The 23,126-nt window shown below is 59.8% G+C and carries 18 protein-coding genes; 14 read left to right on the top strand and 4 right to left on the bottom strand.

Going from position 1 to position 23,126, the window contains the following annotated elements; translation table 11 throughout:
- Positions 1 to 15 precede the first annotated feature (15 nt).
- Positions 16 to 3,579 (bottom strand): indolepyruvate ferredoxin oxidoreductase family protein, encoded by a 3,564-nt coding sequence (locus H8F22_RS03000; protein ID WP_057005035.1) that lies wholly within the window; start codon positions 3,577 to 3,579, stop codon positions 16 to 18.
- 195 nt (positions 3,580 to 3,774) lie between these two features.
- Complete coding sequence (locus tag H8F22_RS02995; RefSeq protein WP_082643857.1) at positions 3,775 to 4,224, bottom strand: hypothetical protein; 450 nt, start codon at positions 4,222 to 4,224, stop codon at positions 3,775 to 3,777.
- Positions 4,225 to 4,453: 229 nt separating this feature from the next.
- Here H8F22_RS02995 and H8F22_RS02990 point away from each other — a divergent pair, with 229 nt between their 5' ends.
- The 8 genes from H8F22_RS02990 (at position 4,454) to H8F22_RS02955 (ending at position 13,473) form a co-directional block, all read left to right on the top strand.
- On the top strand, positions 4,454 to 6,124 hold the full coding sequence (locus H8F22_RS02990; RefSeq protein WP_090234955.1) for a DUF1302 domain-containing protein: 1,671 nt from the start codon (positions 4,454 to 4,456) through the stop codon (positions 6,122 to 6,124).
- A gap of 66 nt (positions 6,125 to 6,190) precedes the next feature.
- A complete protein-coding gene (locus H8F22_RS02985) occupies positions 6,191 to 7,543 on the top strand; it encodes a DUF1329 domain-containing protein (protein WP_057005036.1) in 1,353 nt (450 codons plus the stop codon).
- Positions 7,544 to 7,607: 64 nt separating this feature from the next.
- Complete coding sequence (locus H8F22_RS02980) at positions 7,608 to 8,426, top strand: SDR family NAD(P)-dependent oxidoreductase (RefSeq protein ID WP_020300832.1); 819 nt, start codon at positions 7,608 to 7,610, stop codon at positions 8,424 to 8,426.
- 33 nt (positions 8,427 to 8,459) lie between these two features.
- Positions 8,460 to 8,909, top strand: a complete 450-nt coding sequence (locus tag H8F22_RS02975; RefSeq protein WP_020300831.1) for a nuclear transport factor 2 family protein — start codon at positions 8,460 to 8,462, stop codon at positions 8,907 to 8,909.
- 38 nt (positions 8,910 to 8,947) lie between these two features.
- Positions 8,948 to 10,312 carry a phosphotransferase family protein gene (locus tag H8F22_RS02970; RefSeq protein WP_020300830.1) on the top strand — a complete coding sequence of 455 codons (1,365 nt, stop codon included), beginning with the start codon at positions 8,948 to 8,950 and terminating at the stop codon, positions 10,310 to 10,312.
- A 59-nt stretch (positions 10,313 to 10,371) separates the two neighbouring features.
- Positions 10,372 to 11,193, top strand: coding sequence for an SDR family NAD(P)-dependent oxidoreductase (locus tag H8F22_RS02965; RefSeq protein ID WP_020300829.1), 822 nt, complete (start codon positions 10,372 to 10,374; stop codon positions 11,191 to 11,193).
- Positions 11,194 to 11,204: 11 nt separating this feature from the next.
- Positions 11,205 to 12,452: an MFS transporter gene (locus H8F22_RS02960; RefSeq protein ID WP_020300828.1), complete on the top strand. Its 1,248-nt coding sequence runs from the start codon at positions 11,205 to 11,207 to the stop codon at positions 12,450 to 12,452.
- Between the two features lie 94 nt (positions 12,453 to 12,546).
- Positions 12,547 to 13,473: a quinone oxidoreductase family protein gene (locus H8F22_RS02955; protein ID WP_020300827.1), complete on the top strand. Its 927-nt coding sequence runs from the start codon at positions 12,547 to 12,549 to the stop codon at positions 13,471 to 13,473.
- A gap of 39 nt (positions 13,474 to 13,512) precedes the next feature.
- Here the strand turns inward: H8F22_RS02955 and H8F22_RS02950 are convergent, their stop codons facing one another.
- A complete protein-coding gene (locus tag H8F22_RS02950) occupies positions 13,513 to 14,418 on the bottom strand; it encodes a helix-turn-helix domain-containing protein (protein WP_020300826.1) in 906 nt (301 codons plus the stop codon).
- Between the two features lie 142 nt (positions 14,419 to 14,560).
- Here H8F22_RS02950 and H8F22_RS02945 point away from each other — a divergent pair, with 142 nt between their 5' ends.
- Complete coding sequence (locus H8F22_RS02945; protein ID WP_020300825.1) at positions 14,561 to 15,472, top strand: LysR family transcriptional regulator; 912 nt, start codon at positions 14,561 to 14,563, stop codon at positions 15,470 to 15,472.
- 5 nt (positions 15,473 to 15,477) lie between these two features.
- Here the strand turns inward: H8F22_RS02945 and H8F22_RS02940 are convergent, their stop codons facing one another.
- Positions 15,478 to 16,101, bottom strand: a complete 624-nt coding sequence (locus tag H8F22_RS02940; RefSeq protein WP_032904483.1) for a TetR/AcrR family transcriptional regulator — start codon at positions 16,099 to 16,101, stop codon at positions 15,478 to 15,480.
- A gap of 294 nt (positions 16,102 to 16,395) precedes the next feature.
- Here H8F22_RS02940 and H8F22_RS02935 point away from each other — a divergent pair, with 294 nt between their 5' ends.
- The 5 genes from H8F22_RS02935 to H8F22_RS02915 all read left to right on the top strand — a co-directional run bounded on the left by H8F22_RS02935 (position 16,396) and on the right by H8F22_RS02915 (position 22,927).
- Positions 16,396 to 16,647: a ferredoxin gene (locus H8F22_RS02935; protein WP_154220403.1), complete on the top strand. Its 252-nt coding sequence runs from the start codon at positions 16,396 to 16,398 to the stop codon at positions 16,645 to 16,647.
- 52 nt (positions 16,648 to 16,699) lie between these two features.
- Positions 16,700 to 18,319 (top strand): GMC family oxidoreductase, encoded by a 1,620-nt coding sequence (locus tag H8F22_RS02930; RefSeq protein WP_057005038.1) that lies wholly within the window; start codon positions 16,700 to 16,702, stop codon positions 18,317 to 18,319.
- Complete coding sequence (locus tag H8F22_RS02925) at positions 18,316 to 19,806, top strand: aldehyde dehydrogenase family protein (RefSeq protein ID WP_020300823.1); 1,491 nt, start codon at positions 18,316 to 18,318, stop codon at positions 19,804 to 19,806. The genes H8F22_RS02930 and H8F22_RS02925 overlap by 4 nt, the downstream gene beginning before the upstream one ends.
- A 64-nt stretch (positions 19,807 to 19,870) precedes the next feature.
- Positions 19,871 to 21,538 carry a DUF1302 domain-containing protein gene (locus H8F22_RS02920; RefSeq protein WP_020300822.1) on the top strand — a complete coding sequence of 556 codons (1,668 nt, stop codon included), beginning with the start codon at positions 19,871 to 19,873 and terminating at the stop codon, positions 21,536 to 21,538.
- Positions 21,539 to 21,565: 27 nt separating this feature from the next.
- Positions 21,566 to 22,927, top strand: a complete 1,362-nt coding sequence (locus H8F22_RS02915; protein ID WP_020300821.1) for a DUF1329 domain-containing protein — start codon at positions 21,566 to 21,568, stop codon at positions 22,925 to 22,927.
- The last annotated feature ends 199 nt before the right edge of the window (positions 22,928 to 23,126 follow it).

Genomic DNA, 23,126 nt, shown 5'->3' with positions numbered 1-23,126 from the left:
CCAGGGCCGGGATATTTACAGTTGAGTGATGGCGATTTTGCCGGTGACCTGGCTGGCATCGTGAAACGTGACACTCGGACCATTACGCCATTGCTCAAGCAATTGCGCCTGGCGCTTTTCGGCGTGGCCGAGGAAACGCTCTTTCACCGGACCATAACCGCGAACGCTGTCTGGCAACTCCGCCAACTCCTGAGCAAGGCTCAGCTTGTCGGCCGTCAAGCCAGTGAGTACTTCATCGAGGACGCGTTCGTAACTGGCCAGCCAGTTGCGTTCCACCTTGCGTTCATGGGTACGACCGAACGGATCAAGCCAGGTATTACGCAGGAACTTGAGCCTGGCCAGCAGCTTGAAGCCTTGCAGCATCCACGGGCCGAAGCTGCGTTTTTTCGGTTCGCGACCGGAGCCGTTATCGTTCAGCAGCGGTGGTGCCAGGTGGAAGCGCAGGCGGTAGTCGCCCTCGAAGCCGGCCTGGATTTTTTCCAGGAATTGTCCATCGGTAAACAGGCGCGCCACTTCGTATTCATCCTTGATCGCCAGCACTTTGAAGTAATATCGGGCGACACTCGCCGACAGCTTGCCGGGTTGTCCGAACAGTGCGGTTTCCGCCTTGATGAATTGCTCGACACGAAACCGGTAGCGTTGGGCATAGGCGTAGTTCTGGTACGCAGTGAGAAACTCCATGCGCCGTGCCAGCGTTTCTTCCAGGCTTTGCGACAGTAAGCGGTCCGGGCTTTGCACCTTGCCGGCTTCCAGTTTGCGTAAAACCCGTGGCAAGTCATGGGCGCTGCACCGGCCCCAGTCAAAGGCCGAGAGGTTGAAGGGCACCGCGGTGCCGTTCAGTTCGATGGCCTGTAGCAGCGCCGCTTTACCCACCGGCAACCAGCCTTTCTGGTAGGCATAGCCGAGCATGAAGGTGTTCGTGGCTATCGAATCACCCAACAACGCCGTGGCAATTTTGCTGGCGTCGACAAAGTCCGCCTGGTCGGAGCCCACTGCTTCGACAATTTGTGCCGACATGCTCTGGGTCTGGAATTTCGGGTCCGGGTGTTTGAGCAAATCACCACTTTCCGCTTGCTGGGCGAAGGTGCGCACAAAAGCGCTGGTAATGCTTTCCTCGCTGTTGACCACGGCATGGGTGACGCCGTGACGCAGCTTGGACAAGGTTTCGGTGTTGGCACTGACCACCAGGTCGCAACCCAGCAGCAAGCCCGCTTCACCCTCGGCAATCCGCGGTGCAAACAATTGTTCCTGGTGCGCGGCGATGCGGATGTGCGACCACACCGCGCCGCCTTTTTGCGCCATGCCGGCCATGTCCAGATTGAGCGTGCCTTTACCTTCGATGAACGCCGCCATCCCCAGCAGGGCACCGATGGTCACCACGCCCGTACCGCCCACGCCAGTGATCAGGATGCTGTAAGGCTCATCCAGCGCGACGGTCGCGGGCGTCGGCAAATCCCACACGTCATCCTTCGCGGCCGCCAAGGCCTTGGGTTTGCGCAAGGTGCCACCTTCGACCGTGACAAAACTCGGGCAAAAACCGTTGAGACACGTGAAGTCTTTGTTGCAAGAGGACTGGTCGATTTCACGCTTGCGGCCGAACTCGGTTTCCACCGCCACCACCGACATACAGTTGGATTTGCTGCTGCAATCGCCACAGCCTTCACACACTGCTTCATTGATTACGACACGGCGTGCCGGATCCGGAAACTTGCCGCGCTTGCGACGCCGACGCTTTTCCGCAGCGCAGGTCTGGTCATAGATGATTGCGGATACGCCCTGGAACTGGCGCAGCTGTTCCTGCACTTCGTCCATCTGGTCGCGACGCAGCACCGGCACGCCGTCTGCCAGATCATGGATGTGCTGATACTTCTCGACATCTTCGCTGACCACCACCACACGCTGCACGCCTTCTGCAACGAGTTGCCGGCTGATTTGCGCCACGCTGAGGCTGCCGTCCACTGGTTGGCCGCCGGTCATGGCCACGGCGTCGTTGTAGAGAATCTTGTAGGTGATCTGCACCTTGGCCGCGATGGCAGCCCGAATCGCGAGAATGCCGGAGTGGAAATAGGTTCCGTCACCGAGGTTGGCGAACACATGTTGAGTAGTGGTAAACGGTGCCTGGCCGATCCACGCCACGCCTTCGCCCCCCATCTGACTGAACGTCTGGGTCTGCGGGTAGATCCAGGCGGCCATGTAATGGCAGCCGATGCCGGCCAATGCGCGACTGCCCTGCGGGACTTTGGTCGAGGTGTTGTGCGGGCAACCGGAACAGTAGTGGGGCACGCGTTCCATCAGGTTACTGAACTGGTCTTTGCTCGCCAATTGCGCATCCAGCACCGCCAGGCGCACTTGCAGCGGGCCACTTTGATGCAGGCGCAAAATGCGTTTGGCCAGCGCCCGGGCGATCATAGCCGGGGTCAGGTCGTTGATGGCGGGTAGCAACCAACCCGTGTGCGGCAGGCTCCACTCACCCTTGTCGTCAAACTTGCCGACGATGCGCGGGCGCACATCCTCGCGCCAGTTGTAGAGTTCTTCCTTCAACTGGTACTCGATCATGTGGCGTTTTTCTTCCACCACCACGATTTCTTCCAGGCCCTCGGCGAACTGCCGGACGCCTTCAGCCTCCAGCGGCCAAACCATGCCGACCTTGTAGACCCGCAGGCCAATCTGCTGGGCGAGTGTTTCGTCGATGCCGAGGATTTTCAGTGCCTGGCAAACGTCGAGGTACGATTTGCCTGACGTGATGATGCCGATGCGCGCTTTCGCTGAGTCCATCACGACACGGTCGAGGCGGTTGGCCCGTGCATAGGCGAGGGCAGCATATAGCTTGTGTTCCAGCAGGCGCTGTTCCTGTGCCAGGGGCGGGTCCGGCCAACGGATATTCAAGCCACCTTCGGGCAGCGGGATATCGGGAATGATCGGTTGTACGCGATGAATGTCGATGTCGACGACGGCCGCGCTCTCTACGGTATCGGCCACCGCTTTGAGGGCGACCCAGCAGCCGGAATAGCGCGACATGGCCCAGCCATGCATGCCGTAGTCGAGGTATTCCTGCACCCCCGATGGCGCCAGCACCGGCATCATCACCGCTTTGAAAATGTGTTCGGTCTGGTGCGGTAGCGAGGAGGAGCGTGCGCCATGGTCGTCGCCGGCAATGGCCAGCACGCCGCCAAATTTCGAGGTGCCGGCGGCGTTGGCGTGGCGGAACACATCGCCGCAGCGATCGACGCCCGGACCCTTGCCGTACCACATGCCAAACACGCCATCGTAGGTGGCGCCTTCGAAGAGATTGACCTGTTGCGTACCCCAGATTGAGGTAGCAGCGAGGTCTTCGTTCATGCCTGGATGGAACACCGTGTGGTGTTCCTTGAGGTAGTCGCGCGCCTTCCACAATGCCTGGTCGAAACCACCCAGCGGCGAGCCACGGTACCCGGAAATAAAACCGGCGGTATTCAAGCCATTGGCCAGATCGCGTTGGCGCTGCATCAGCGGCAGACGCACCAGCGCCTGAATCCCGGTGAGCAAAACTTTTCCAGTGTGCTGGACGTACTTGTCATCCAGAGACGGGGGCGCACTCATGTTCATCCTCCAGGCTTTATTGTCATGGCGGCGCCAGGAGAGCGGCGTTGCCTAGTTATTGGCTGGAGTCTAGGGAGCAGTTTTGCCATCGTAAAATCACAAAAACAATGGGGCGGTATCGGATATTCAAATACCGCAACGCACACTGTTCTTCACGCTGTTGTAGATAAAGCCGGTTATCGGTCTGGTGTCATTTCACCTTGTTTCGGGCTTGATATCCCCACAGAAAATATCCACGTTGCCATCGGCCGGAGTGGTCCTTATTACTAAGTAATATCCACCAGAAAGCAGCTCTGCCAGCGTCACTGGCGCACTTCGTGAATAGGTCCAGCCGCGCGTTGCAGAAATGCGATTGGTGTTGATCCGGTCATTCATTGCATAGGCGACAGTCCCGGGGCGCTCGCAGCTGCCTTTGTTGATAAAGGTGTAGAGATTCAAGGGCCGAAGGGTGCCGCTTGGAACTCCACTGACGACAAAGGAAAACGCTGTCTCATTGCCCTGAACGGCCAGCGTTGCATTGGCGATCTGACCGCCGTTGCGTGGTGTAGCGTTCAAGGGAACAGTCACTGTCTGGCTTGATGAAGTCGTACAGCCGACGATCATCGCAGCGGCTAGGAGTGTCGCTGTCCGGGTTCCCGATTTCATGGTCACCTCCTGTACTCAAAAAGTACGATCCAGGACCTTTGAGTATAGGTCGGGAGTATTTGACCAATACCAAAATGCATTTCAGCAATACTCCCAATCGTTGTCTCGAACCTCCCCGTCCCGTCTACTTCAGTCCATACCGAAAGCCCACAGACGAGCGCTCATTGGCGCGGTCCAGACGGCCCAACGCTTCGGCTGCCAACAACAATAAAAAGTAATGGGAGTGTTGATGATCGACGCAAAGCTAAAGCCGTTAAGCCTGGCTGTCTGGTTCAGCGTGACCGGGTGTGCCTTGACTGTTGGCGCTGTGCAGGCCGCCGAGTTTGATACCGGCAATCCGGACTGGACCGCGCGCTGGGACAACACCGTACGTTACAACCTGGGCATACGGGCCGAGGGGCGCGACTCCGCGTTGGCCAATAACGCCAGCTACGACGAGTCCGACGCCAAGTTTGATCGGGGCGATGTGGTGACCAATCGTGTCGATTTGATGAGCGAAATGGAGGTCGCGTACAAGCAGTACAACGGCTTTCGCATCAGCGGCGCTGGCTGGTACGACCAGGCATATGAAAACACTGATGTCGAAACCAGCCCCGGCAATGTTTACTACCCAGGTGCGTTCCCCGGTACCAGCACGCCGAGCTACAACAACGGTAAATACTCCAGCTTCACCAAACGCTATCACCGTGGCCCTAGCGGCGAGTTGCTGGACGCCTTTGCGTTTACCCGCTTCGACCTGGGTGAGATTCCGGTCAGCGTGCGTGCCGGCCGGCATACCGTGTACTGGGGCAACGGCCTGCTGATTGCCGGGCATGCGGTGTCCTACTCGCAAGCACCGTTGGATGGGCGCAAGGCGGTGAGCAACCCTGGTACCGAGACCCGTGAAATCTTCCTGCCGCTGACGCAGATTTCAACCCAGGCTCAGGTCACCGACAAGTTGTCGCTGGCAGCGCAATACTTCTTCGAATGGGACACCACGCGCGCGCCTGAAGGCGGTACCTATCTGGCCTCCGCCGACGTCGCCCTGGAAGGGCCGGACCGTTTGCCATTGTTCAGCGGTGTTTCGCGGCCGTTGATTGATCCGGTCAAACCCAAGGACAGGGGCAACTGGGGCGTGATGGGCACCTACAGCTTCGACTTCCTGCATTCGGAGGTCAGCGCGTTCTATCGCGAGTTCGATGACTACAACCCGTGGGGCCTGCAAGTAGCGCCGACCTTCGCCCGTTACGTGTACGCCGAGAACGTCAAGCTCTATGGCCTGGGTTACTCCGCAGGTCCGGTATTGGGCGGAGGTTCCCTCGGCGTCGACCTGTCGTATCGCCAGAACACCTCGCTGGTCTCCAGCAACATCAGCACTGCCGACAATCAGGGCGCTCGCGGTGACACGTGGCACATGGTGGTCAACGGCCTGTGGTTGCTGCCGCGCACCGATTACTTCGACACCGGCAGCCTGATCACCGAAATGGCGTTCAGTCATGTGCAACGGGTGACCAAGCACGAGGAACTGTTCAAAGGAGAAGGCTATGGCGGCTGCCCGGCGGGGCAGGACAAGCATTACGGCTGCGCTACCAAGAACTATGTCGGCCTGGCCGTTAGCTTTGCGCCGCAATGGCTTGGGGTGTTCCCTGGCTGGAATATTTCCACGCCCATGAGTGTGGATTACGGCGTCAACGGCAATGCCGCCACGGGCGGTGGCAACGAAGGCAAATACACCTGGAAAGCAGGTGTGAAGGGCACCTACGACGAGCGCGTCGACGTGACTCTGTCGTACATCGGCTACGGCAGCGAACGCAAATATGCAGACGTTGCCGGCGTCGGAAAAACCGTCGTCGGGGGCACCGGCGACGTCGGCCTGACCGACCGCAACTGGGTCTCGCTGACCCTCAGCACTGCGTTCTGAGCCGCGCCTGAACTGCAATGCAGTGATCACCGGACTCGGCGGTCACCCATCTGAATGGAGAACGTTATGACGGTTAATGCATATGCGATGGGCCTTGTGGCCATTGCTTTGGCGGGGGCGGCTGTGGCCGATGAGGGCGCTACCACCGCCGACCTGGGCGGTAAGCTCACGAGCTTTGGCGCGATTGTGGCGGGTAACGCGGCAGGCACTATTCCGCCCTACGACGGTGGCCTGAAAGTGCCCGCAGGGCTGGTGCCCGGCGACGGCAACTGGCCCAACCCGTTTGCCAATGAAAAACCCCGCTTGCGCATTACGGCGGCTAACGCCGACCAGTACGCCGACCAATTGGCGGCCGGGCAGCTGCAACTGCTCAAGCAGAACCCCGACACTTATTATCTTGAGGTGTACCCCACCCACAGGACGGCAACCTTTCCGGCGAATTTCCTGGCAGCCACCCAGCGCAACGCCAGCCGCAAGGACTGCAAAACCGAGAACGACGGGCTGTCGATCAGCGAAGGGTGCCGGGGCGGCCTGCCATTCCCGCTGCCGCGAGATGGCCGGGAATTGATGTGGAACTACATCCTCAACTATCAGGGCGTGAATGGCTGGGACTGGAACCACAGTGCCTACGTGGTTAATGAAGGCCACGCGACGCTAACCAACACCAATCGGTCCACCGGCGAAAAACCCTTCTACCAGATGGATGTTCCCGGGCGTGATCCGAAAATCGCCCAGCGTATCTGGTCGCGCATCGTCGCGCCGGCCCGTACGGCCGGCCAGGCATCCGGGTATTGGGATTATCTCGACCCGGTCGCCGACTCCCGCTACGCCTGGAGCTACAGCACCGGCCAGCGCCGCGTGCGCAAGGCTCCGGAATTCAACTACGACACCCCCAACTCGGCGTTCGGCGGGGTGGCGTTCTACGACGAAATCTTCCTGTTCTCCGGAAAGATGGACCGTTTCGACTGGAAGCTGGTGGGTAAAAAGGAAATGTTCATCCCCTACAGCAACTACACGCTGAAATGGGGTTGCGACATGGACAAGAAACTCATGCCCAAACACATCAATCCCGCGTGTGAACGCTGGGAACTGCACCGTGTCTGGGTGGTGGAAGCGACCCGCAAGGACGGCGTCCGCCACGCGCAGAAAAAACGCCGCTACTACATCGACGAGGACACCTTTGGTGCTGCGGTCTACGACGCCTGGGACGACAGCGGCGCGCTGTTCCGTACCGGCTCGCAATACAACATCGAGGCGTATGGCATTCCCAATAACCCGCAACAGGATTCCTACTCGTTGTACGACTTCACCCGTGACCAGTACGGCATGTTCGGCAACGGCCCGACGCGCTACCGCCAGGAACCGGTCGCCGAGCGTGAAGCCAATCCGCAGACCATTGCCGGTGGCCAGACCCGCTGACCTCATGCTCCTTTTCGGCGCTTGTCACAGGCGCCGATTTTTTTATCCGTCCCGAGACCCTTTTATGAGCGAGATTGTGCAACGTTTAGACGGCAAGGTCTGCGTCATCACAGGCGCCGGCAGTGGCATCGGCCGCGCCTCGGCACTGCGTTTTGCCCGGGAGGGCGCCACGGTAGTGGTCACCGACCTTTTCGCCGAATCGGCGCAGGCCGTGGCAGCTGAAATAGGTGCCAAGGCAATGGCCATGCAAGTGGATGTTGGTGAGGAAGGCGCCTTGCGGGAGATGGTCGAGCAGACTGTCGAGACCTTCGGTCGTATCGACGTGTTGTTCAATAACGCCGTGTACAGAAACCCGGCCACCACCCGCGATATCGACTTCATCAACTTCAACACCGAGCTGTTCCACAACTGCATGCGGGTCAACGTGTTGGGTGGCGTGTTGGCGTGCAAATACGCCTTGCCGCACATGCTCGCCCAGGGCAGCGGTTCGATTCTGTTCACCTCGTCCACCAGCTCGATTGCCGGCGAAATTTCTCAGTTCAGCTACGGCGCCTCCAAGGCCGCGCTCAACTGGTACGTGCAAAGCATTGCCGCCACCTTTGGCAAACGCGGCATTCGTTGCAACGGCATCCTGCCGGGAGTGATTCGCACGCCAGCCATGGAAAGTTGGGCCAACGAGGCGATGAAGTCGGCCTTTCTCGACCTGCAAAACGTACCGCAACTGGGCGAGCCGGAAGACATCGCCGCCATGGCCGCTTTCCTCGCCAGCGACGACGCCGCCTATGTCAACGGGACGCTGATGCGCGTGGACGGCGGTATGAGTTGCGGCACACCGATGGTGCCGGTGGTGCGCAACTTCCTGCTGCCTCAAACCTCGGTCTGATCCCGATCCATTCACTGCACTGGAGCCCGTTTCATGGCACTCGAACAGGAACGCTTCATCCTCGACATGCTGGCCGCCTGGGGCGATGGCAGCGACGGCAGCCGCCCCGATATCGAACGCATCATGGCCACCTTCGCCGACGACGCCGTCTGGCAACTGTGGGTGCCCGGTGGTCCCGTGATCCGGGGGCGCGATGCGTTACGCCGGGAGATAGAGCGACAGATGAGTTATGTCACGCATAACCGTTGCACCACGCGCCACATCGTCTCTTCGGAGCGCGTGGTGATGACCGAACGCGACGATTACTGCGTCAGCAACGGCGTCCCCATGCCGCACTCGATGGTGGCGGTGTATGAGCTGGACGAACACGGACTGATCTGTGCCTGGCGCGAGTACCTGGACACCGCCGACCTGGCGAAGAAAAAGGGCGTGCCGCTGGAGCAGGTAGGCGGGCCGAACGCTGGTAGCACCAGCACCCATTGAGAGCGGCGCTGAACATCAGCGCCTGAGGAAGACCCCGTATGCCAACAACAATAAATACGACTGTTGATCCGGTCGAAGAAAAGCTGCGCACCTTTGTCGAAGGGCTGCTGGGCGGAAACATCACGGCCATGCAACGCCTGCTGCGCTGGCGTCCGGCGTGGAACCTTGAACTGCAACGCGATGGCGAAACCCTTCAATTGCATATTCGTGGCGAGCGAGGTGGTGATGTCAGCCCATTCCCGGATCTGCGCCGGGAGGCGGATATTCTCACCTTGCTCGGCCAGCAAGGTGTGCCGGTGCCGCGTATCTACGGCTTCTGCGAAGACCCGCAAGCCATCGTGATGGAGTTAGTGCCGGGCAGTCGTGATATCAGCACGGCGATCAGTGATGCCGAGCGCCATGCTGTCGCACGCCAGTGGGTCGACGCCATGGCGCGCATGCACCAATTGCCGTTGCAACCCTTCATTGAGCAGGGCATTCACCTGCCGACCAGTGCCGAGGACATTACCCTCGCAGGTCTGGAAGCTTACTACCCGCTGTATGCACGCAATAAAACCAGGCCTCAGCCGCTGGTTGAATTCGCCCTCGGCTGGTTGCGCCGCAATGTGCCGCAGCACCGTATCCGGCCTGCTTTCGTGCAGTACGATTCAGGGCAATATCTGTTCGAGAGCGGACAGGTACAGGGTCTCTACGATTTCGAATTTGCCATGATCGGCGATCCCTTGGCCGACCTGGCGTCGGCGCGCATGCGTGACAATTACGAGCCGCTCGGGGACAGCTTCGCCGCCCTGTATCGCTACTACCAGCAAGTAACCGGCGAACCGGCGGAGCCCGATGTGGTGCGTTACCACACGGCACTGTTTGCCACCGTCAGCACGATGCAGTTCTCGGCGTCGGTGGCCACGCCACAACCGGGCGACCCACATGACACCTACACCGAGTTTGACATCGCCCTGCGCCGGGTGGTGGTGCATGCGCTGGCCGAAGCCATGGGTGTGCCTCTGCAAACGCCGAAACTGGACATGGTCAGCAGCGGCCCGAATGCCCAGTTGCTGACCATGCTCGCCGATGCCCTGGCGCAGGTGGAAGTCGGCAGTGACTTCCAGAAAACCAAGCTGCGCGCCGTGAGCAAACTGGTGGAGTACCTGGGCCGTGGCGATGCCATGGAATTGCACTTGCGCGAGCTGGAACAACAGGAGGCGCAAGTCCTGCTGGACCGCACCTTCAGTGACTACAGCGAGATTGATGCAGCGCTGGAAGCCTTTGTCAAAAGCGCCGGGCCTGAATACGACGGGCCTTTGCTGCGCCTGTTCATGGCGCACATCGAGCGGCGCGTCCTGGTCTACGGCAGCACCGCCATTGGCGCCTCCGCCCGCCACATCGACCTGCCACCCGTGGCCTGACAGGGTGAAACCTTTCTCGCCCGGTGGCTGGTCGCCGGGCCTTCGTATTCGGAGTGTTTATGTCTGTTCCTGATAATGCCTTCCTGCATCGGTATGGTCCGTGGGCGGTGATTGCCGGTGCCTCCCATGGTGTGGGCGCGGCGTTTGCCCGTGCCCTCGCCGAGCGTAGCCTCAACTGCGTCCTGGTGGCGCGCCGTGGCGACGCCCTGGCGCAATTGAAAGGCGAATTGGAGCAACGTTACGCCATCGAAGTGCTGGTGGTAATCCAGGACCTTTCTCAGCCCGATGCCTGTGAGCGATTGCTCGCGGCTGTCGGTGAACGTCAAGTTGGTCTGTTTATCTACAACGCGGGTGGCGATCCCTACATCACGCGCTTCCTCGATACCTCGACCGAGGACTGGGGCGCGTTGCTGCGCCTCAATTGCTTGACCGTGATGCAATGCAGCCATGCCTTTGGTGCCGCGATGCTGGAGCGCGGGCAGGGCGGCTTGCTGTTGGTGGGTTCCCAGGCTGCATTGGGGGGTATTCGCAAACTGGCGATGTACACCGCCACCAAAGGGTTTGCGCTGAACCTCGGCGAATCGTTATGGGCGGAGTGGAAAGACCGTGGCGTCGACGTGCTCAATTTGGTCATCGGCACTGTCGACACACCCACCATGCGCGATGCCATGGTCAAACTGAACATTGCCGACGCCCTGACCATGACCTTGCCCAAAGCAGATGACTTGGCGCTTCTGGCGCTTGAGCAACTGGGTAATGGCCCGACGCTGATTCACCCCGAAGACACCCTTGTTCAGGTCGAGACCGCACCTGGCCCGGCACGTCGTGCCCAGGTACTGAGCAAGAGCGCGCAAGCGGCTGTGTTTATTGGCAACGACTGAGGTCACACACCATGAAAGGCTTTGATAACGCAGAATTCAAACGCGGCTGGCGGGTGCTGATTCTGGCGCTGGTGGGCGTTGCCACCAGTTCCAGTTCGTTGCTGCTGTACAGCTTCAGCTCCATGGTGATTCCGCTGGAACAGGCCATGGGCTGGGGCAGGGCGGAGTTGCAGGCGGCGATCACCGCGTTATCGCTGGGCACCATCGTCGCGTCGCAATTGGCCGGCTGGCTCAACTCGCGCTACGGCTTGCGCCGGGTCACGTTGCTGTCGCTGCTCGCGTTGTCCCTGAGTGTCTTCACCCTGACCTGTATCAATGGCTCGATCTGGACCCTCTACCTTGGCTTTTTCCTGGTGCCGCTAGCCGGGCTGGGTACGTTGCAGGTGACCTGGTCGCACCTGGTGAACTTGTGGTTCGAGGAAAACCGTGGTCTGGCGCTGGCGATCATCCTCAGTGGCTCCGGACTGGCGGCCATCATGCTTCCGCTGATCACCGCCTGGGCGATCAGCCGGTGGAATTGGCAGGCGGGATTCCTCGCGCTGGGTGTATTGCCGGTGCTGCTGGCGTTGCCCTTGGCCTTACGCTGGTTGTTGCCGACCACCAATGTCAGCCACAACTCGACGCAACTCCCCGCCACCAGCGAACAAACCGGCGGTCTACTGCTGCGCGAGGCGATGCGCTCCTGGCGTTTCTGGGTGTGCAACCTGTCGATGACGTTGGTGGTGTCGTGCGTGGTGGGCATGGTCACCAACATTGTGCCGTTGCTGCAGGACCGTGGCCTGAGCGCCCTGCAGGCCAGTCAGATTTTCGCCAGCTTCGGCGTGTCGCTGATCCTTGGCCGACTATTGGTGGGCTACCTGATTGACCGGTTGTGGGCGCCCGGTGTTGCCTCTGTCGCGCTGCTGATGCCGGCATTTGCCTGCGGCATTTTTGCCTATGGGGATTCCAGTATTGCGATGTACACCCTCGCCACGTTGCTGGTCGGCGTGGGTGCCGGTGCCGAGTTCGATATCGCTGCTTTCCTGATCGCCCGTTACTTCGGCATGCGCGACTACGGCCGCTTGTTTGGCGCGCACCTGGGCTTGATTACCGCAGGTGCGGCGATCTCGCCGTTACTGTTCGCCGGGTTGTTCAAGCTCACCGGTGGCTACTCGGCCATGCTGCTGTTCAGTTTTATCTGCTTTGTCGTCGGCCCATTGCTGCTGCTGACATTGGGTGGGTATCCGCGATATCAGTCCGAGCCATTAGTTGCCAGTTAGAGAAGCTGCCGAAGTAAATATAGACAAATAACAGAATAATGTTCAATTATTGCCTCGAGTGCAGCCTGACAATAAAACAGACAAGGAGAATGCCATGCGTGCAGCAATCATTTCCGAGCGCAATGCGCCGCCGGTAGTGGGCGAGTTTCGTGATCCGCAGCCGCTAGACGGCTCGGTGCTGATCGATGTCGATACCGCTGGCCTTGGTGGCTGGGATGTACTCGGCGCCTACCGTCTGGGTGTTGAATATCCCTGTGTCATTCGCGGAGAAGGCGTTGGCCGTGCGCCGGATGGCCGCCGGGTGTATTTCGGCGAGCGCTCGGTGTTGCCGTTTGGTGCCTGGGCAGAGCGCACCCTGGTGCCGCAAGCCGAAGTATGGAATGTGCCGGACGACGTGGACGATAAAACCGCGATCAGCATGGGCATCGCTGCGACCGGCGCCATCGTGCCCCTGGAAAAAGCCGCGATTCAGAAGGGTGAGAAGGTGCTGATCCTGGGCGCCACCGGCACGCTCGGCCAGATCGCCCTGCAACTGGCGCGCGGTCTGGGTGCAGGCAAAGTGGTCGGTGCTGCCCGGTCCGCTGAAGCACTGGGGCGGTTGAAGTCGCGAGGCCTTGCCGATGAAGTGGTGACCCTGGGTGGCAGCGATGACGTCGCGGCGCTCAAGGATGCGGCCGATGGCGGATTTGATGTGGTGCTCGACCTCGTGTGCGGTCAACCGATGTTGACGTCGCTGAAGGCCACCAACTGGGGCGCACGGATCATGACCATTGGCACGGGAGCCGGCCGCCAGCTCAATCTGGATATTGCCGATCTGTTGTTTCGCAATCTGTCGTGCATCGGCACTGGCCAGCGCCCGCCCGCAGACCGTGAACAGATCTGGCTGCGTCTGCTGAAGATCGCCAAAGAGCAGCAGATTCAGGTGGATTACCTGGATTTTACCCTCGATCAGGCGGCTGAAGCCTGGGCCGCGCAGGTCAATGGGCCACACGCCAAAATCACCGCCACGATTCGTCGTTAAAGCCCGTATTGCTGGAAGGCGCCCTTGTCCGGGTGCCTTTCAGCGCTGGCGCTGGTGGCGAAATTCCTCGGGTGTGACACCGAGCTCTTTACGGAAGGCCGCGCTGAAAGCGGCGGCGTTGTTGAAGCCGGCCTGATAGGCCACTTGTTTGATCAGCAACCGTGGGTCAGCCAACAGCGCCACGGCTTTTTGCAAACGGGTTTGCGCGGCGTACTGGCGCAAGGTCATGCCGGTGGTGTTTTTGCAGCGACTGGACAGGGTCCGCAACGGCAGTTCGCAGGCCCGCGCCAAGTGGCCCAGTGAGCGGCCTTCGTCACTGGCGCTGTCGAGCAATTCACGCAGGATGTTGAGTTGACGATGGCTGAGTTTTTCAGCGCAGTGTGAGGAACAAGTGGCATCGTCGGGCGCGTCGATAAATTCGCGGCGCAGGTCCAGGGCAATGCTGGTGAGCAGGCACTCGGTGTGCAGCTCGCTGGCGAAGCCGGGGTTGGCGACTTCTTCGGCCAGCCGTTGCAACGAGGCGTGCAAGTAGCCGCTTTGCAGGTTGAGCATGGCTGCGCTGACGTTGTCCTGCCAGTTCCAGCGATAGCTGCCCAGGACGCCGAGTGAGGAGGGGTCGAATAGACACACAAGGGCCTTTTGCTCTCCGGCATCGTGACGCAGGTGGAACTCGGTGCCATGGGGAATGAACAACAGCTTGCCCAGGGGTTGGAATTGAGGCGCACCGTGGCTGGAAAAACCGCCGCAGTTAGGCTTGATCTGCGAGCTGGCCGGCAGCATCAAGCGCAACAGGCAACTGTCGCCGGTTTCTATCAAGGCAGTGCCAGTGTTGGACCATTGCGCGTGTTCAACCCGGATGTCGAAGCCTTGCCTGGCCAATGAAGCTTCGGTCAGGAAATTACCTGACGCTTCACAGTCGTACTCGCTGTAGTGGATCGCGTTCATTTTTCAACCTTCAGCCATTTTTATTATTGGCGCTGAAATTCGAAGGATAACGATACGTCAGGGCAGCTACCCGGTCTCGAGTGTAACCAGCCCGTGGACCGAGCTGTTTCATATATTCAGGCGGCAGGTATCAGAAAATCAGATGACGAAAGGCAAAGATATTTCCATGCGCCAACTGCGCTATTTCGTTGCCGCCGCCGACGCCGGCCAGTTTTCCCAGGCGGCGCTGAAGGCGCATGTATCGCAGTCGGCGATTACTGCGGCGGTGTTGCATCTGGAACAGTCCTTGGGCGTCAGCTTGTTCGACCGCTTGCCCCATGGCGTGGCGCTGACCGCTGAAGGCAACAAGTTTTCCCAGCATGCGCGGCACATTCTCGACACGCTGCAGGACGCTCTCAGTGAACCGCTGTTTCTCGGCCATGCGATGCAAGGAACCGTGCGTGTGGGTGCCTCCTACACGGTGCTCGGTTACTTTCTGCCAGCGCTGCTGGCACGCTTCAAACGTAGCTACCCTCAGGTAGAGATCGACCTGATCGACATGGACCGCCAGAGCATTGAAGCGGCCCTGAGCAATGGCGACCTCGACTTGGGCCTGGCAATTGTCTCCAATACGCCGAACTTGCACGGTTTCGCTCACCATGTGCTAATTCGTTCGCGCCGCCAACTCTGGCTGGCAAGTCAGCACCCATTGATGTCTGCCACCTCGATCAATCTCGAAGACGTCGCCGAGCATGCCTATATCCTGGCCACGGTCGATGAGGGGGAGACCTCGACCATGCGCTATTGGGAATCCCGCGGACTGGCACCCAAGGTGGCTTTTCGTACCTCATCCATGGAGGCATTGCGCGGGCTGGTGGGGCATGGTTTCGGTGTGACCATTCTCTCAGACATGCTGTACCGGGCCTGGTCTCTGGAAGGCAAGAAGATTGAAATCCGGCCGCTGGTGGATGTGATTCCACCCATGGAACTGGGGCTGATCTGGCTGCCGGATAACTGTTTGTCGGCACCGACCCAGGCATTCCGACAGTTTCTGATCATGGCCTGCGCCTCTTGATCCCGCTACTGGCGCACGTTGTTGTCAGGCGGCCAGGTGCCGTTGTTCATCAGGCTGTCGAAGGTTTCGGTCATTTCCCGCGCCGGGTTCGGATAGTCGTGGCGCACCCACCACAACCACAGCCCCACCAGGGCACCGACGAAACAGCGCACGGCGGCCTCGCCACGCAGTTGATCGATTTGGTACAGGCCCTGTTTCCGGTAGTGTTCCCGGACCTGGATGATCAGGATATTTTCCAGGTGCGCGAGAATCACGTTCTGTCCCGGGCCGCTGAAGAACGCCGTTGTCAGTGCCGCATGACGTTCGGTGGCGCTGAACAGCCAGGCCGAAACATCCAGCAGGACACGGCGGTCGCCATCAACTTCGGTGACCTTGGTCGAGGGAACGCCAATGGCTTCGTACCCGGCGACGATCAGGTCCTCCTTGTCGCGAAAGTGCGCGTAGAAGGTGGAGCGCGCGACCCCTGTACTGTCCAGTAATTGCTGGACCGTAATTCCTTCGTAGCCCTTTTCCAGCGCCAGGCGATACATGTGGTCCAGCAACAATTCCCGGGTGCGTTGGGAACGCAAGGCGTGGCGTTGACTGGCGTGATTTTTATCGGCTGTTTGCACGGAAGCTAGGTGAGACATTCTTAACCTCGGCAGCGCTTTTTATTGGTTTCATGACGGCGGGTACAAGAGCTTCCCGGCGGTGATCAGAACACAATGACAGAGGATTTTTTGCACCAGCAGGATTATTTTTAGAACATATTCGGCGAAAGTGTTAATTAATTCCGTCTATGCCGTACAGATTTGCGCTTCTGTTCGTTGTGGCTTTGCGTCTGCGGCCTTACCGTTTCTCCAGTCCGATAGAGACCTGGAGAACAATAATGAATAACGCTCCTGAAACGCCTGCACCTGTTCCTGCGCACATTCCCAAGCACCTTGCCCGCGATTTCGATCTATGGGCAGAGCTCACCGCCCACGGCGAAAACGCCTATCAACCAATCCGGCTGCGTAGGTCATGCCCGCTGCAACAACGTCGCGCCCGCGCTCTATCCACTCGATAACAACGGCTACATCGCCAGCAACGGCTTAAGTGTGCCGATTGGGCAAGAGCGGCTGGCAACCCGCGGTGCCCGTGCCTGCCCGGAACGGGTCATCGAGGTTCGCGATACATCCGACGAACACCGGTGAGTGCCGCCTTGGTAATGGAAGACTTTCAGCAACCCGCAAAAGAAGAACAACAATGAGCAAAACCTACGACTACATCATCATCGGTGCGGGGTCATCCGGCTGCGTCCTGGCCAATCGCTTGTCTGCCGACACGAACGTTTCGGTGCTGCTGATCGAGAGCGGACCGGATCACACCAGTCCGTTGATTGCCATGCCCCGTGGCATTGGCAAACTGCTCAGCCCCGGCAATCCGCATGTGTGGAGCTACAAGGCTGCACGCGGTGAGGGTATGAGCGATGAGCAATGGCTCAAAGGCAAAACGATTGGCGGCTCCAGTTCGGTCAACGGCATGGTCTATGTACGGGGAGCACCCGCTGATTATGATCATTGGGAAGCGCAAGGCTGCGCGGGCTGGGGCTGGAAAGACATGGGCCGGCAGTTTGTCGCCCTCGAAGACCACCAGTTGGGCAAGAGCCAATGGCGCGGAGTCGGTGGCCCGCTCAAAGTCACGGTGCACCCATCGGGCCACGCCCTGTGCGATGCCGTCATCAGCGCGGCCGGTGAGCTGGGTGTGGCGCGCACTGAAGACACCAATCATATCGACTCGGTCACTCAGGGTGGCTTCGGCTATCAGCCGCAAACCACCTGGAAAGGCCAGCGATTCAGTGCCGCCAAGGCCTTTCTCGATCCGGTGCGCGCACGTCCGAATTTGACGTTAATGACCGGCACGGATGTTCAACGCATCGAGTTCAGCAATCACCGTGCCTGTGCCGTGCAGGTCAACAACAGCGCCGGCAAGGAACGCTTCGAAGTGCGCCGCGAGGTGTTGTTGTGCGCCGGTGCCATTGAATCGCCGAAGCTGTTGCAACTGTCTGGCATCGGCCCGGCCGCACTGTTGAACTCGCTGGGTATCAGTGTGCTGCACGACGCCCCCGAGGTCGGGCGTAACCTGCGTGAGCACGTGTACATGGCCATGCAGTATCGGGTCACCCGTGGCAGCTTCAATCACTGCTTCCATGGGATTGGGTTACTCGGTGCAGTGGCCCAATACTTTTTGCGCAAGAAAGGACCGATGACCCACGCCGCTCACGAGGCCGGTGGTTTCATCAAGACGCGCCCGGAGCTGGATCGTCCGGACGCGCAAATCGGCGTCAGCCTCTATTCCATGGATGGCGACGGTAACAAGGTCGAAATCGACAAGGAGCCCGGCCTGACCATCGGTGGCTATTTCCTGCGTCCGCAGAGCCAGGGTGAGGTGCGCATTCAATCGGCGGACGCCACGGTTCCACCCCGGATCAACGCCAATTATTTGAGCGCCGAGATCGATCGCACTTCCGCAATTGCCTTGTTTCGCTGGTTCCGCCGTCTGGCTGCACAGCCGGTGCTCAAGCCATTCATTGTCGGCGAGCTGACACCGGGACCGGAGGTAGAAAGCGACGCGCAAATTCTTGCTGCGTTCCGCCGCTTCGGCCAGACCGCCTATCACGTTTCCGGGACCTGTCGCATGGGTGCCGACAGCGCGTCGGTGCTCGATCCGCAACTGCGTGTGCGCGGCGTCGAGGGCCTGCGTGTGGTCGACACTTCGGTGATGCCGTGCCTGGTTTCCGGTAACACCAATGCCCCGGCCATGGCCATTGCCATGCGCGCTGCAGAAATTATCACCGGCAAAGTCTCAGGAGATCCAACACCATGAGTGTTCCCTTTACCCAGCTGGACAAGCTGTACATCGATGGCGCGTGGGTGGATGTTGACGGTCCGCGCGAAGCAGTGCTCAACCCGGCCACCGAAGCGGTCATCGGTCATGCACCGAATGGTGATCTGCAGAGCGCCGACGCAGCCATCGCCGCCGCACGCAACGCCTTTGATAACGGCCCTTGGCCCTGGTTGAGCATGGCCGAACGGGCCGGGTACATGCGGCGGATGCACGCAGCTTTGGTGGCAAAAAGGGAGGAAATTGCCGCGCTGATTATCGCTGAGGTCGGCTGTTCCCAAGGCGTGACTTATGCCATGCAGGTGGACATGCCGCTGGGCCATGTGCTAACCGCGATCGAGCAGTCTGTGCACAGCGACAGCTTGCAGATTCCGGTGCAGGCCAATCCCAATCCGTTCAACCCGGCAGGGCCGATGATTCTCGGCAGCGGCACGGTGGAGCGTGAGGCCATCGGCGTGGTGGCCGGCATCACCGGCTATAACTTTCCGTTTCTTCTTAACCTGGCCAAGGTGTTTCCGGCCTTGCTGGCCGGCAACACCCTGGTGCTCAAGCCTTCGCCATTTACCCCGTACTCGGCGCTGTTGTTCGGTCAGATCGCTGAAGAAATCGGCCTGCCCCAGGGCGTACTCAACATTGTCACCGGCGGTATTGAAGTGGGCGGCTTGTTGAGCAGCGACCCGCGGGTGGACATGGTCTCGTTCACCGGTTCGGAAACGGTCGGCATGAGCATCATGAGTCAGGCGGCGCCGACCCTGAAGCGCGTGCATCTGGAACTGGGCGGCAAATCGGCGTTGATCGTGCGCGCCGATGCCGACATTCAGGCCACCGCGCTGGGAGCTGTCGCCGGGCTGGCGGTCAACGCGGGGCAGGGCTGTGCATTGCTCACCCGCTTCGTTGTGCATCACTCGGTACGCGAGCAATTCGTGCAGTGCGCCAAAGCCATTGCCGGGCAGTGGAAGGTCGGTGACCCGGCGGACCCGAGCGTGATGATGGGCCCGCTGATCCGCGAGTCGCAGCGCGCCAAGGTCGAGCATTTCATCGCCAGCGGCCGCGACGCCGGGGCCACGCTGGTCTGCGGTGGTGGACGACCTGCGCATCTGCGCCAGGGCTTCTTCAGCGACATCACCCTGTTCGATGACGTAAGCAACGACATGCTCATCGCCCAGGAGGAAATCTTCGGGCCGGTGGGGGTGGTGATCGGTTTCGACAGTGATGACGAGGCGGTTGCCATTGCCAACGATTCGCGGTTTGGCCTCAACGCCGCTGTTTCCTCTGCAGATGCCGCCACCGCCTATGCCATGGCTCGACGAATTCGTGCCGGCAGTGTGTACCTCAATGGGGGTAGCGGCAGCTTGCCTTATGCGCCCATCGGCGGCTTCAAACGTTCAGGACTGGGCCGTGAGTTCGGGCCGAACTGGCTTAAAGAATTCACCCAGGAGAAATCCATCATCTACCCCATCGGCCGCTAGCCATGACACCCCGCGAGCGGGGAGCAGACAAAACGACTGACAATAAAAACAAAAGGTGGTTTGCATGAAAAAGATGAGCAAACAGGGACGCATGCGAGCCCAGCGGGCCATGGTACTGCTGGCGGTAGGGAAAATGGCGTTTGGTTACGGTGGAGCGGTGATGGCTGCGCCGATCGAACTGGCTAATCCAGACTTTCATCTGCGTTGGGATAACACCCTGCGCTACAACCTGGGGATGCGAACGGAGGGGCAAGACCGGCGCATCATGAACAACCCTAACTACGATGAATCGGACGGCAAGTTCGACAAGGGTGACATCGTCACCAACCGCATCGACTTGCTCACTGAACTCGATTTTGCCTACCGTAAAGACTGGGGGGCACGCCTCAGCGCCGCCGGCTGGTACGACCAGGCGTACCACAATGACACGGTGCGCAGTCATGTTGCCGGGTACCAGACCAGCTACGACAACGACCACTACAGCTCTGAAGTGAAGCGTTACGTCGAAGGCCCTTCAGGGGAAATCCTCGATGCCTTCGTCTGGAAAAACCTGCGCCTGGGCGATGCTTCGGTGAACGTCAAGATCGGCCGGCATACCAATTACTGGGGCGAGGGGCTACTGTTCGGTGCCCATGCGATTTCCTACTCGCAAGCGCCTCTGGATGGTGCCAAGGCAGTGACCAGTCCTGGCATTGAAACCAAGGAAGTGTTCTTGCCCATCGGGCAGATATCCGTCAAAGCTCAGGCCACCGACAACCTGACACTGGCCGCTCAATATTTCTACGAATGGGACTACACGCGCATTCCGTACGGCGGCACCTACTTCGGCGCAGCGGACCCGTTCTTCGAAGGCCCGGACCGTTTGCCTGTAGCACCTGGTTTTTCCTTTAACCGGGAGAAGTCCAAATACGGTCGTGACTCCGCCAACTGGGGCGTAATGGCCAAATACGACGTCGAGGCGATTCAATCGACGGTGGGCGCTTACTACCGCCAGTTCGATGACTACCAACCCTGGTTGGCGCCAGAAGTTTCGGCCGCTACCGGCAGCTACCGCCTGGTGTACCCGCGCAGCGTCAAACTGGTCGGCCTGAGTCTTTCGACCGTGCTCGACACGGTGTCGATCGGCAGCGAGATCTCCTATCGCAAGGGCGGTGCGTTGAACGCGGTCGGCGTTGATCCTTCCGACAACGAAGGACCGCGTGGCGATACGTACCACTTCGTCGCCAACGCTGTGTATGGCGTGCCGCGTAACTTTATCGCCAACAACGCCACGCTGATCGGCGAGTTCGCCTACAGCCACCTGCGCAAAGTGACCGAGCACGAAGAGCTTTATCTGGGTGAAAACAACAATAACTGCGTTGACCCCCGCGTCGGCACACCCGGTTCAGGGGACAAGCGCGACGGTTGTTCGACCCGGGATTACGCGGCCATCGCCGTCAATTACACACCGCAATACCTGTCGGTACTCCCGTCCTGGGACATGACCGTACCGTTGACCGTCAATTATGGCCTGTCGGGCAACGCAGCCAGTGCCGGCGGTGGTAACGAAGGCGCGCTGACCTGGTCTGCCGGCGTGCAGATGACGTATGCCCAGCGTTATGAATTTGGTTTGCGTTATTCCGATACAGACGCTCAAACGAAGAACATTCCCGGGGACACCGTCGGGGGCAACGGCGCCGTGGGCGGAACCGACCGTGGCTGGCTGGCCTTCACCTTCAAAACCTCCATCTAAAAAAGCCAAGAAGCGGAGTATCTGTTTATGAAAGGACAATTTGCATGGGCGGTGGCGCTGTTGAGCATCGCCACCGCCAGCCTGGCTGCGGCACCGGCCGACCAGGTTGCACAGATCGGAAAAACCCTGACGCCGTTCGGCGCAATTATCGCGGGCAATGCCGATGGCAGCATTCCTCCCTATACCGGCGGCCTGACGCAGAGCCCGCCAGGCTTCAAGCCCGACAGCGGCTTCTGGGCCGACCCCTTCGAGGATGAAAAACCGCTGCTGCGGATCAACTCGAAAAACATGGAGCAATACGCCGACCGCTTGAGCGGCGGGCAAAAAATGCTGCTGAGTAAATTTCCCGACTACTACCTGGATATTTACCCGACCCACCGGACCGCGGCGTACCCGCAAGCGTTGCTCGATGCCTCTGTGCGCAACGCCAGTAACTGCCGCACGACCAAGGACAACCTCGCAGTCGATCCGGCATGCCGAGGCGGGCTGCCGTTCCCGCTTCCGCAGAACGGCAATGAAGTCATCTGGAATCAACAACTGCGCTACAAGGGAACGGGTTACACCACCACGGCTTCGTCCAACAGTTGGGTAGTGGATTCTCAGGGTTCGGTGACCAAGACCGCCGAGTCCGCGACCATGGAGGAGGCGCCGTACTACCAGACTCAACAGACCGATCGCGATCCGCAGTTGTACTACCGCGCCTGGGCACTGGACAGTTATCCGGCCCGCAGCGCCGGGCAACTGATCATCCTCGCTGACTACCTCGACCCGCAAAGCCAGCCACGGCGTGCCTGGAGCTACACCCCAGGCATGCGCCGCATCAAGTTGGCGCCGGAGTTCGCCTACGACACGCCGGTGCCCAACCAGGGCGGTGTGAACCTGTTCGACGAATTGCAGATGTTCTCCGGTAGCCAGGACCGTTTCGACTACAAACTGGTGGGCCGCAAGGAGATGTATATCCCGTACAACGCCTACAAGTTCTACTTCAGTTGCGGCCAGGAAGAACAGTTCAAGCCGCATCATGCCAACCCGGCTTGCGAGCGCTGGGAACTGCACCGGGTGTGGGTGGTGGAAGCGACTCTGAAACCGGGCAAACGCCACGTCTACAGCAAGCGCACCTACTACCTCGACGAAGACACGTTTGGTGCCGGCCTGTATGACGCCTGGGACCAGGGCGGGGTGCTGTATCGCGCGCTGTTCCAGAGTGGCGTGCAGCTGTACGACAAAAACCTGCCGTACACGGTAAAAAACGTCAGCTATGACTTCAACAAAGGCATGTGGTCTTTGCTCAACGATGGCCTCAAGGGCGGATATCGGGTGCACGACACGCCGTTATCGGAGCGTGACATGAAGCCTGAGTCGATTGTTTCCCAGGAGACCCAACGCTGATTTCATCGGTTGAACACGCATTTGCGGCCTGAGAGGGCCGCTTTTTTTTGTGCGGATTTTATAAAAGGTAGCCCTGCGACTCATATTTAAATGAACACATATTAGAAATGTGTTTATATTATTGAGGGTGCAGTTATCCCTTAAATTGATCCGGATGCCCTGCGAGCGGGTCGTTCGGTCTGCTGGCTAATTACAACAA

It is taken from the genome of Pseudomonas mucoides, assembly GCF_015461845.1.
In the GTDB taxonomy this organism is placed as follows: Bacteria; Pseudomonadota; Gammaproteobacteria; order Pseudomonadales; family Pseudomonadaceae; genus Aquipseudomonas; species Aquipseudomonas mucoides.
Note: the sequence above shows the minus strand (reverse complement) of the source record. Positions and strands in the feature narration are given on the sequence as shown.